Genomic DNA, 11,310 nt, shown 5'->3' with positions numbered 1-11,310 from the left:
CGGCACTTTCACTCTGATCCGACTCATCCAGGGTCGCCAGGTAACGAGCAATACGTTGATCCAACTTTTCCAGGTCCCGCTTGAGATGTTTGGTGCTGATATGACGGCGATTGGAAGCTACGGCTCTGAATTTGCTGCCATCAATTGCGACGAGATCCCCCTTGACCAAGCCCGCACTTCGACAGAACTGCACAAAAGCACGGCAGGTGGCTGAAAACGCCACAGTGTTGTCTCTACGGAAATCAGCGATGGTTTTGAAGTCAGGAGCAAGACGGTTGAGCAACCACATGACCTCGACATTGCGCTGACATTCGGCTTCAAGGCGACGGGAAGAACGGATCTGGTAGAAGTAGCCGTATAGGTACAGCTTGAGCAAATCAGCGGGGTTGTAAGCGCGGGGTTGTAAGGCGGGCGTCCATTCACTTTGGGCTCGGCCTTGTCGAAGCCCAGCACCTTCAGATCAATTCGGGCAACGTACGCATCAATGACGCGCACCAGATGATCGGCCGGGATAAGCTCATCAATCGAGACTGGAAACAGGCTGGTCTGATTCCGTGGTTCGCCCTGAATGTACGCCATGAAAAATGCCCCGCATCGTTGATGCGGGGCATTTTGCAGGAGCTGGCTCAAAATTTCAGGTTTTCACACAGCCTGTGTGGGAGCGGGTTTACCCGCGAAAGGGCCGGTAGAGATGAAGATGAAAGTGCAGGTTGTAACAAACCTTGTCATAAAACTGTCGTGTTTCAGTCATAGGATTGACCCCAACCTGACATTTTCATTTCATGGATGAGCGTCTCATGCGTCGTGTGGTTTTCAATCAGAAAGGTGGCGTCGGCAAATCCAGCATCGCCTGCAACCTCGCCGCAGCCAGTGCCGCCGAGGGCTACCGGACCTTGCTGGTCGACCTCGACCCGCAAGCCAATGCCACCTATTACCTGACCGGCCTGGTCAATGACGGCATTCCTTCCGGCATCGCCGACTTCTTCCGCCAGACCTTGACGCCCGTCACCGCCGCCGGCAAGAAGCACCGCGTGGCGATCACCGAAACCCGCTACAACAACCTGCACCTGGTCACCGCCAGCCCCGACCTCAGCGACCTGCAGAGCAAGCTGGAGAGCAAGTTCAAGATCAACAAACTGCGCAAGCTGCTGGTGGAACTGGGCGAGGACTACGAGCGGATCTACATCGATACCCCGCCCGCGCTCAATTTCTACACCTTCAGCGCGCTGGTGGCGGCCGAGCGGCTGCTGATCCCGTTCGACTGCGACAGTTTCTCACGCCAGGCCCTGCACAGCGTCATGGCCGAGGTCGAAGAGTTGCGTCAGGACCACAACCCAGCGTTGCAAGTGGAGGGGGTAGTGGTCAACCAGTTCGCCGGGCGCACCGCGCTGCACCAGACCCTGGTCGACCAATTGCGCAGCGAAGGCATGCCCGTGCTGCCGGTGTACCTGAGCAGTTCGATCAAGATGCGGGAATCGCACCAGGCGTCGGTGCCCTTGGTGCACCTGGCGCCACGCCACAAACTGGCGCTGGAGTTCGTCGACCTGCTGGATGTGCTCGAGCGCGCGGCCTGACAGAACCCGGGGGCGCTTTGCGCCCCTTTCGCGACACAAGGCCGCTCCTACAAAGGAATGCGACCGCTTGTAGGAGCGGCCTTGTGTCGCGATGGGCTGCAAAGCAGCCCCAAAATCCTGAAGCAAAGCACTACCCGACCGCTTGTCGGGGTGGTAGATTCGCCGCCATGAAAACCTCCCGGCACACCCGCACGCTGACCGCCTGGACGCTCTATGCCAGCGTCCTGTTCAGCCTGTTGCTATGTGGCCTGCACCATGGCCAGATGGGTGGCCTGCGCCTGGCCGGGCTGGAGGGTGGTTTCTGCTCGATCAACAGCGAGCACGGCGTGGCCATCGACCTCGATGGCGCTGGCGGCGACCAGCACATGGCCCAGCTCGACTGCCCGGTGTGTTCCTCGTTCGGCCTTGCCGTGCCGCTCAGCAGCGGCGGCTGGTCGTTCAGCCCGGCGCAAGCCGTGGCCACCTCGCCCATCGTCGTGCGCAGCTGGGCGCAACCGCCGCCGCGCTATCAACGCCCCGCCCTCAACCCCCGCGCCTCCCCCGCCGCTTTCCCCGCAGCCGTATTTCATTTCGCCTGACCTCAGCCGGGCGCGCCTGCCTGCGTGCCGCTACGCCCGTGCTCAGCTCAGCCATGACCTTTGCGTGGAAGACCAACCAACATGCTCCGCCATACCTCCCTGGTGCTCCTCATGGGCACCTGCAGCTTTGCCTGGGCCGACAGCGTCCCCGTGGAACTCAGCGCCACCACCATCGATGGCGACCGCGACGCCGCCACCGGCGTGCAACTGGACGAGCCGATCCGCACCGGCTCACGCCTGGGCCTCACCGCGCGGGAAACGCCCGCCTCGGTCAGCGTCTCTGACCGTCGCCTGATCGAAGAACGCGGTGCCAAGGACAGCCAGGACGTGATCAACGCAATGACCGGCGTCAACGCCTCGGCCAACCCCGGTTTTGGCGGCTTCGTCGCCTACCGCGGCTTCACCCAGAACCAGGTCACCCAGTTGTACAACGGCATCAACCTCGGCTACAGCAGCGCCACGCGGCCGGTGGATGCCTGGGTGCTGGACCGCGTCGAACTGATCGGCGGGCCGTCCTCGTTCCTGCATGGCGCAGGAGCAGTGGGCGGTTCGATCAACTACATCACCAAGCTGGCCAGCCGCGACCCGCAGATCATCGACGGCCGTATACGCTATGGCAGTTTCGACGATAGCGAGGTGGCGTTCGGCATCAACCAGGCGCTGGCCAGCAACCCCGCCGACGCCCGCCATTTCATGCGCCTGGACTTCAGCCGTGGGCATGGCAATGGCTACGTCGACCGCAACGAGCGACACACCGACAGCCTGGCCTTCTCACTGCTCAGCGACCTGGCGCCCAACCTCACCCACACCCTGGCGCTGGAGTACCAGGAAGACCGTGAAGACAGCCCCTACTGGGGCTCGCCGATCCTGCCCGGGCGCAGCACGATGAAAATCGACAATAGCCGCCGCTTCGAAAACTACAACGTCGGCGACGGCCGCTACGAGCAACGGGTACGCTGGCTGCGCTCGATCCTCGACTACCAGCTCAGCGACAGCACCAGCCTGCAGAACACGCTGTACCACTACAACGCCCAGCGCGACTACCGCAACCTCGAACGCTACGCCTATACCAGCAATAGCCAGGTGCAGCGCAGCAGCCCCTACCTGCAGCGCCACGACCAGAACCTGCTGGGCGACCGTATCGAACTGCGCCACGACAACCAGCTGTTGGGCCTGGCCAGCCAGTGGTCGCTGGGGCTGGAATACTCGCGCATGCGCCAGACCCTCTACCCCACCTCGGGCAGTTGGAGCGACGTGGTCGATGCCGAGCACTTCGACCCTGGTAGTTTCGATGACATCCCCGGGGTGAACGCCGGCCTGAGCAAACAACGCCGCCACGAGGTAATCAACCGTGCGCTGTTTGCCGAAAACCGCCTGCAACTCACCGAGCGCCTGGCCCTGCTGACAGCCCTGCGCTACGACTACCTGGACATGGAGGTGACCAACTACGGCGCAGTGACACCAACCTCACCGGCGTTCTTCGAACGGCGCTGGGAACCGCTTTCCGGTCGCATCGGCCTGACCTATGCGCTGACCGACTCGGCCAGCCTCTACGCGCAATACAGCACCTCCGCCGACCTGCCGGCCGGTTCGCTGGCGGCAGCGACCTACTCCAACGTCGGGCTGTTCGACCTGTCCAAGGGCGAGCAGTGGGAAGTGGGCAGCAAGTTCGACTTTCTCGACGGCCGCGGCGCGGCCACGCTGGCGCTGTACCAGATCGTGCGCAAGGACTTTGCCGTGCGCGACTCGAACGACGCCAACCTCACGGTCCAGGCGGGGCAGCAGACCTCGCGCGGCGTCGAGCTGTCCGGGCGCCTGCAGGTAACGCCGAAGCTGCTGGCCGAGGCCAACTATGCCTATGTCGATGCGCAATACGATGAGTTCAACGAGGCGGTCAACGGCGTGTCGGTGTCGCGCAAGGGCAATGCACCGGTGAACGTACCGGCCAACGTCGCCAACCTGTGGCTGACCTATAGCCTGTCCCCGGCGTGGTCGGTGGGGGCGGACGGGCGTTACGTGGGCTCGGTGTATGCCGACAACGCCAACAGCCTCAAGGCACCGGCGTACACCCTGTTCGGCGCGTTCGCCCGCTACCGGCTGGATGAGCACACCGCGCTCACCGGGCGGGTGCGCAACCTGACCGACGAGGTGTATGCCAAGCAAGCCTACAACAGCCAGTACTACATGGGGCCGCCGCGCACCTTCGAGCTGGCGCTGGATATGCGTTTCTGATGGAAGGGGCGGTATCGGCCATGGCGCCGATACCGCTAAACAGGACATTTCCCACACACAAACCACACAAAGTCTTCAAGCATTCCGAGTGATAATGTCGGTTCTCACTCATGCCGGAATGAAGCCGGCTCCATCACATCAAGGAAGTTTCTGTGTTCAGATCGTTGTCTCCGGCAATCGTGGCCGCCGCACTCATTGTCTTGGCGGGTTGCCAGAATCGGCCTGCATCCGAGGAGGACAAGCAGGCGCGTAAAACATTCGTCAGCGACATGCAACAAGCGCTGAGGCTGGGCATCGCTACGGCAGATACCGACAAGCAAATCGGCGTGGTCATGCTCGATGTCACCCTCGACCAGAACTCCGCACCCATCAGTTGCAAAGCCAGCAAGGCTCCGATCAAGTACGAAACAGTACTGCCCACCGACCTGCAACGCTCGGACTTCAAGGCGTTGGCCAGCATGGTCGAGGCGCAATGCTGGAAGACCATCTACCCGGCGGTGCCCAAGTCGCTGCGCGAAGAGAACGGTACAGTGGAAGTACGCGCCCCGCTGTTCGTGGTGCTGCCCGCTTTCGCCCAGGCACCTGATAGCGCTCGGCGGCAAGCCAATGCGCAACGCGAATTCTTCTGGCAGCAGCTGCTGCGCGACCAGCCGGTAAACAGTATCGGCAGGGCCTCGCTCTACTATGAGGCAAATGCACAGGGCAAGGTCCAAGGCTGCCTGGTGCAAATATATCCCCACCCGAACCGGCCGGATGACTTCCGTCTCGATGGCCAACTGCAGGCCGAACTCAACCGCCGCTGCATGGCGCTTGACCTGCACAGCCTGCCGGGCTTCAAGGTCGACACCGATGGTGTAGCCAAGGGTTACAGCGAGTTGGAATACGCCCCATGGAAAGTCGGCCGGCAATGAACCACGCCGGCGCTGGGGCCATCATGATCAGCCCGGCACTTTCGGTTGAATCAGGTATCCCGAGGTCGCCCTCGACAAAGCGCCTTGCAGCGCCCGGCTATCTACTGGCAGCACAAAAATGATGGCGCGGCCCAGACCGCGCCACTTTCATCATGGCTGCCAATGGAACCGGAGAGCCCCCGCATGTCCGCACCTCATGAGGTATCCCCCGCCACCCTGCGCAAGGTGATCGCCGCCTCGGCCATCGGCAATTTCGTCGAGTGGTTCGATTTTGCCGTCTACGGTTTTCTTGCCACCCTGATCGCCAGCCAGTTTTTCGCCAGCGAAGACGCCAGCGTGGCCTTGCTCAAGACCTTCGCGGTGTTCGCCGTGGCCTTCGCCCTGCGCCCCTTGGGCGGCATCGTGTTCGGCGCCCTGGGCGACCGCCTGGGGCGCAAGCGCATCCTGTCGCTGACCATCTTGCTGATGGCCGGCTCCACCACCCTGATCGGCCTGCTGCCGACCTACGCCAGCATCGGCCTGGCAGCCCCCGCGCTGCTGACCCTGGCGCGCTGCCTGCAAGGCTTTTCCGCCGGCGGTGAATACGCCGGTGCCTGCGCCTACCTGATGGAACACGCGCCCAGCGACAAGCGTGCCTTCTACGGCAGTTTCGTGCCGGTCTCGACCTTTTCCGCCTTTGCTTGCGCGGCGGTAATTGCCTATGGCCTGGAAGCCAGCCTGTCGAGCGAGGCGATGAATGCCTGGGGCTGGCGCATCCCGTTCCTGATCGCCGCACCGCTGGGGCTAGTCGGCCTGTACCTGCGCTGGCGCATGGAGGAAACTCCGGCGTTCCGCGAAGCCATCGCCCAGGGCAAGGAGCATGAACATTCGCCGCTCAAGGAAACCCTGCGCCACCATGGACGGGCGATTCGCAACCTGGGGGCATTCATCTCGCTGACCGCGCTGTCGTTCTACATGTTCACCACCTACTTCGCCACCTATCTGCAACTGGTCGGCAACCTGAGCCGTGCGCAGTCGCTGCTGGTAACTACCGTGGCCCTGCTGTTCGCCGCCGTTGGCTGCCCGCTGGCCGGGGCATTCTCGGACCGGGTCGGGCGGCGCAAGACCATCGGTTTTACCTGCCTGTGGGTGATGCTGTGCGTGTTCCCTGCGTACTGGCTGGCCAGCTCCGGCTCGATGTCCGGTGCCCTGCTGGGGGTGATATTGCTGGCGGTGGGGGCGTTGTGCAGTGGCGTGGTGACGGCGGCCTTGCTGTCGGAGAGCTTCCCTACCCGCACCCGCTATACCGCCTCGGCGATTACCTACAACGTGGCCTACACGCTGTTTGGCGGCACCGCGCCGCTGGTGGCGACCTGGCTGATCGGGCAGACCGGCAGCAGCCTGGCACCGGCGTTCTATCTGGTGGTGATTGCGCTGGTGGCGTTGGTGGGCGGGTTGGCGTTGCCGGAGACTTCGCGGATTTCGTTGCATGATGAGCTGGGAGCGGGCGGCGAGCGGCCTGGAGTTCGTCGTACCGTTTGAGATTTGGGGGCTGCTGCGCAGCCCATCGCGACACAAGGCCGCTCCCACAGGATTGTGCGTTCCCCTGTGGGAGCGGCCTTGTGTCGCGATGGGCCGCAAAGCGGCCCCAGGTTCTCAGCCCTCCTGCAGCTCTTCCCGCCGATACACCCACTGATACAACGCCGGCAACACCAGCAAGGTCAGCGCGGTGGACGACAGGATCCCGCCAATCACCACCGTCGCCAGCGGCCGCTGTACCTCAGCCCCGGTCCCCGTGGCCAAAGCCATCGGTATGAACCCCAGCGACGCCACCAGCGCCGTCATCAGCACCGGCCGCAAACGCGTCAGCGCCCCCTCCTCGACCGCTGCCCGCAGCGTGCGGCCTTCTTCACGCAAGCCACGGATAAAGGCAATCATCACCAGCCCATTGAGCACCGCCACCCCCGACAGGGCAATGAACCCCACCCCGGCAGAAATGGACAGCGGTATGTCCCGCAACCACAGCGCCAGCACCCCGCCGGTGAGGGCAAACGGAATGCCGGTGAACACCAGCAGGCCATCCCTGAGGTTGTTGAACATCATCAGCAACAGCGCCATGACCAGCAGCAAGGCCACCGGCACCACCACCTGCAGGCGCTCGGCCGCCGACTGCAGTTGCTCGAACTGGCCACCCCAGCGCGTCCAGTAGCCCGGCGGAATCTGTACCTGACCGATCAGGGCCTGTTCGGCTTCCTCGACGAACGACCCCAGGTCGCGCCCACGCACGTTGGCACTGACCACCACCACTCGCTTGCCATCCTCGCGGCTGACCTGGTTCGGCCCCAACTGCAGGTTCAGCGTGGCCACCTGCGACAGCGGGATGAAGCCGATTTGCCCTGCGCCCGCAGCGGCACTGGCCGGTACCGGAATCAGCAGGCTGGCCAGCCCGTCGACATCGGTGCGCAAGGTTTCCGACAGGCGCACCACCATGTCGAAACGGCGGTCGCCTTCATACAAGGTGCCGGCCGTGCGGCCACCGACGGCAATGGCGATGGCATCCTGCACATCGCCCACGTTCAGGCCATGGCGGGCCGCCTTGTCGCGGTCGATGTCGATGGTCAGCACCGGCAGGCCGCTGGTCTGCTCGACCTTCACTTCGGACGCTCCCGGCACACCCTGCAGGCTGCTGGCGATTTGCGCGGCGGTGCGGTTGAGCACATCCATGTCATCACCGAACAGTTTCACCGCCACATCACTGCGTACCCCGGAAATCAGCTCGTTGAAGCGCAGCTGGATCGGTTGCGACAGCTCGTAGTTGCTGCCCGGCACACTGGCTGCGGCACGCTGCACTTCGGCAATCAGTGCGTCACGCGGCTTGCCCGGGTCACGCCATTGCTCGCGCGGGCGCAACATCACATAGGCATCGGAAATGTTCGGCGGCATCGGGTCGGAGGCGATCTCGGCGGTGCCGGTGCGGGCGAACACCCGCTGCACTTCCGGTACCTGGGCGATGATCGCCTGCTCCAGGCGCTGCTGCATGTCCACCGATTGCGTCAGGCTGGTACCCGGCACGCGCAGGGCCTGCAGGGCGAAGTCGCCCTCGCTGAGGCTGGGGATGAACTCGCTACCCATGCGGCTGGCCATCACCCCGGACATCAACACCAGCATGCTGGCGGCGGCGAACGCCAGCTTGCGCCGGCCCAGTACCCACGCCAGCACCGGGGCATAGCGCCGGCGCGCCGTGCGCATCACCAGGCCTTCCTCTTCCTTGACCTTGCCGGTGACGAACAGGGCAATGGCTGCCGGCACGAAGGTGACCGAGAGGATCATGGCGCCAAGCAGAGCGATGACCACGGTGAAGGCCATGGGGTGGAACATCTTGCCCTCCACCCCAGTCAGGGCAAAGATCGGCAGGTATACCACCATGATGATCAGTTGCCCGTAGATCAGCGGTCGGCGCGCCTCGCGGGCGGCGGCGAACACTTCGTGGAAGCGCTCGGCACGGCTCAGCATGCGGCCGTGACGTTGCTGGGCATGGGCCAGGCGGCGAATGGCGTTTTCCACGATCACCACCGCACCGTCGACGATGATGCCGAAGTCCAGCGCGCCAAGGCTCATCAGGTTGGCGCTGACCTTGTTGCTGAACATGCCAGTGAAGGTGAACAGCATCGACAACGGGATGACCATGGCAGTGATCAACGCGGCGCGGATGTTACCCAGGAACAGAAACAGCACGGCGATAACCAGGATGGCGCCTTCGACCAGGTTCTTCTTCACCGTGGCGATGGCTTTTTCCACCAGGTTGGTGCGGTCGTACACCGTCACCGCGACCACGCCCTTGGGCAGGTTGCGGTTGATCTCGACCAGCTTGGCGGCGACCGCCTGGGATACCGTGCGGCTGTTCTCGCCAATCAGCATGAACACCGTGCCCAGCACCACTTCCCGGCCGTTTTCGGTGGCCGCACCCGAGCGCAATTCTTCGCCCAGGCCAACCTCGGCGACATGGCTGACACGGATCGGCGTACCGTCAACGCTGGCGATGACGATGCTGGCGATGTCCGCGGCAGACACCACCTGGCCCGGCGCGCGAATCAGCAACTGCTCGCCATTGCGCTCGATATAGCCGGCGCCAACGTTGGCGTTGTTACGCTCCAACGCCGCGATCAGGTCGTTGAGGGTGAGTTTGTAGGCGGCCAGGCGCTTGGGCTCCGGCGCAATCAGGTACTGCTTGGCATGGCCGCCGATGCTGTTGACCTCGGCCACCCCCGGCACATTGCGCAACTGCGGCTTGATGATCCAGTCCTGGATCACCCGCAGGTCGGTCAGGGTGTAAGGTGTGCCGTCTTCCTTCAGCGCGCCTTGCTCAGCCTCCACGGTCCACAGGAAGATCTCGCCCAACCCCGTGGAAATCGGCCCCATGCCCGCCTCGATCCCTTCGGGCAACTGCTCACGCGCCACTTGCAGGCGCTCGTTGACCAGCTGGCGGGCGAAGAAGATATCAGTGCCGTCATCGAAAATGACCGTGACCTGCGACAGCCCCGAGCGCGATAGCGAGCGTGTCTGCTTGAGCCCGGGCAGGCCGGCCATGGCGGTCTCGATGGCGAAGGTGATGCGCTGTTCGGTCTCCAGCGGGGAATACCCGGGCGCGGCGGTATTGATCTGCACCTGGACATTGGTGATGTCCGGTACAGCGTCGATCGGCAGTTTCTGGTAACTGTGGATACCCACCGCGGCCATCAGGACCACGGCCAGCATCACCACCAGGCGCTGCTCGATGGCGAATTGGATCAGGCGTTCGAACATACAGGCGTCCCCGTGATCAATGGCTGTGCTCGGCCGAGCCCTTGCCCAGCTCCGACTTGAGGACGAAGCTGCCAGCAGTCGCCACCTGAGTACCGGCGGCAAGGCCGCTGATGACCTCCACCTGGCCGGCGTCGCGCCGGCCGGTCTGCACCGGGCGGGCCTCGAAGCCTGCTTCGGTGCGGACGAATACCACCGTCTGCTCTTCCCAGGTTTGCAGGGCGCTTTCCGGCACCACCACGGCGGCATTGAAGCGCTCGACGCTGACCGCGATATTGACGAACAAGCCGGGACGCCAGGCGCCGTTGGGGTTGGCCAGGGTGGCACGGACAGTAGCGGCGCGGTTCTGCTCGCCGAGCAGGCTGCCAACGTAATTGACCTTGCCCTCGACCTGGGCACCCAGGTCCGGCGCGCTGACTGTGACATTGCGGCCGGTCACCACCTTGTCCAGGTCCCGCGGGGCAACGGCGAAGCTGGCCCACACCCGGCTCAGGTCGGACAGAGTGAAGGCATTGCTGGTCTCATCGACCACCTCGCCCACGGTCAGGTGCTTTTCCACCACCACCGCATCGAACGGTGCGCGCAGCTCATAGCGGTTGCCGACACCGGCCGGGCCCACGGCGGCAACCTTCTGCCGGGCGTTGGCCACGGCAATCTCGGCCTCCTGCAGCGCCTGGCGGGCCTGCAGGTAGTCCTGCTCGGCGCTGATGCGCTCCTGCCACAGCTGCTGTTCACGCTGGAAGGTCAGTTGCGCCAACGCCAGGCGGCGCTGGGCGGCCTGCTGCTCACTGCGCAGGTCGGAAATCCGCTGGCTGGCGATCACCGCCAGCACCTGGCCACGCTGGACCGCCTGGCCAAGCTCGGCCTGCACCGCCTCGACAACACCGGGCACGCGCGGCACGACGTGGGCGGTACGGTCTTCGTCAAAGCGGATTTCCCCCGGGAAGCTGATGGCGGTGCCCAGCTCACGCGGGCCAGCGGTGGCCAACTGCACACCGGCGGCTGCGATCTGGGCGCTGGACAGGTGCAGCTCGCCCTCTTCTTCGGCATGGCCTTCGTCGGCCTGCTCCTCGCCATGGCCATGGCTGTCCTCGCCATGGTCGTCGTGGTGGGCTTCAGTGCTCGATGCCTGGCCGAGGTTACCGGTCCAGGCCAGGCCACCAAGGCCAATGGCGGCAACGGCCACGGCCAGGAGGGCGAGCTTGCGTGGGTTGTTCATTGTTGCTCCTGCTGTTG

At 64.1% G+C, this 11,310-nt stretch carries 7 protein-coding genes and 1 pseudogene; 5 read left to right on the top strand and 3 right to left on the bottom strand.

Going from position 1 to position 11,310, the window contains the following annotated elements:
• A pseudogene (locus TZ03_RS28595) lies at positions 1-579 on the bottom strand (transposase); the annotation flags it as partial.
• A gap of 218 nt (positions 580-797) precedes the next feature.
• Here TZ03_RS28595 and TZ03_RS09360 point away from each other — a divergent pair.
• From TZ03_RS09360 to TZ03_RS09340, 5 genes are all read left to right on the top strand, one after another.
• A complete protein-coding gene (locus TZ03_RS09360) occupies positions 798-1,574 on the top strand; it encodes a ParA family protein (protein ID WP_051097213.1) in 777 nt (258 codons plus the stop codon).
• 167 nt (positions 1,575-1,741) lie between these two features.
• The gene (locus TZ03_RS09355; protein ID WP_051097211.1) at positions 1,742-2,152 is read left to right on the top strand and encodes a DUF2946 family protein; all 411 of its coding nucleotides are present in this window, start codon (positions 1,742-1,744) and stop codon (positions 2,150-2,152) included.
• A gap of 81 nt (positions 2,153-2,233) precedes the next feature.
• The gene (locus TZ03_RS09350; RefSeq protein WP_051097209.1) at positions 2,234-4,384 is read left to right on the top strand and encodes a TonB-dependent receptor; all 2,151 of its coding nucleotides are present in this window, start codon (positions 2,234-2,236) and stop codon (positions 4,382-4,384) included.
• Between the two features lie 269 nt (positions 4,385-4,653).
• Entirely contained in the window at positions 4,654-5,295 is a 642-nt protein-coding gene (locus tag TZ03_RS09345) for a hypothetical protein (RefSeq protein ID WP_236692796.1), read from the top strand.
• A gap of 183 nt (positions 5,296-5,478) precedes the next feature.
• Positions 5,479-6,816: an MFS transporter gene (locus tag TZ03_RS09340; RefSeq protein ID WP_051097205.1), complete on the top strand. Its 1,338-nt coding sequence runs from the start codon at positions 5,479-5,481 to the stop codon at positions 6,814-6,816.
• Positions 6,817-6,930: 114 nt separating this feature from the next.
• Here the strand turns inward: TZ03_RS09340 and TZ03_RS09335 are convergent, their stop codons facing one another.
• Positions 6,931-10,077 carry an efflux RND transporter permease subunit gene (locus TZ03_RS09335; protein ID WP_051097203.1) on the bottom strand — a complete coding sequence of 1,049 codons (3,147 nt, stop codon included), beginning with the start codon at positions 10,075-10,077 and terminating at the stop codon, positions 6,931-6,933.
• A gap of 16 nt (positions 10,078-10,093) precedes the next feature.
• Positions 10,094-11,293 carry an efflux RND transporter periplasmic adaptor subunit gene (locus tag TZ03_RS09330; RefSeq protein ID WP_051097200.1) on the bottom strand — a complete coding sequence of 400 codons (1,200 nt, stop codon included), beginning with the start codon at positions 11,291-11,293 and terminating at the stop codon, positions 10,094-10,096.
• Positions 11,294-11,310 lie beyond the last annotated feature (17 nt).

The organism is Pseudomonas sp. 10-1B (assembly GCF_000935045.1).
In the GTDB taxonomy this organism is placed as follows: Bacteria; Pseudomonadota; Gammaproteobacteria; order Pseudomonadales; family Pseudomonadaceae; genus Aquipseudomonas.
This window is presented reverse-complemented; position numbering and strand designations above follow the sequence as displayed.

What these genes read in the sequence shown, in the direction of transcription:
- TZ03_RS09330 (WP_051097200.1), bottom strand. Translation starts at nt 11,293, where the DNA reads ATGAACAACCCACGCAAGCTCGCCCTCCTGGCCGTGGCCGTTGCCGCC.
- TZ03_RS09350 (WP_051097209.1), top strand. Translation starts at nt 2,234, where the DNA reads ATGCTCCGCCATACCTCCCTGGTGCTCCTCATGGGCACCTGCAGCTTT.
- TZ03_RS09340 (WP_051097205.1), top strand. Translation starts at nt 5,479, where the DNA reads ATGTCCGCACCTCATGAGGTATCCCCCGCCACCCTGCGCAAGGTGATC.
- TZ03_RS09360 (WP_051097213.1), top strand. Translation starts at nt 798, where the DNA reads ATGCGTCGTGTGGTTTTCAATCAGAAAGGTGGCGTCGGCAAATCCAGC.
- TZ03_RS09345 (WP_236692796.1), top strand. Translation starts at nt 4,654, where the DNA reads ATGCAACAAGCGCTGAGGCTGGGCATCGCTACGGCAGATACCGACAAG.
- TZ03_RS09335 (WP_051097203.1), bottom strand. Translation starts at nt 10,077, where the DNA reads ATGTTCGAACGCCTGATCCAATTCGCCATCGAGCAGCGCCTGGTGGTG.
- TZ03_RS09355 (WP_051097211.1), top strand. Translation starts at nt 1,742, where the DNA reads ATGAAAACCTCCCGGCACACCCGCACGCTGACCGCCTGGACGCTCTAT.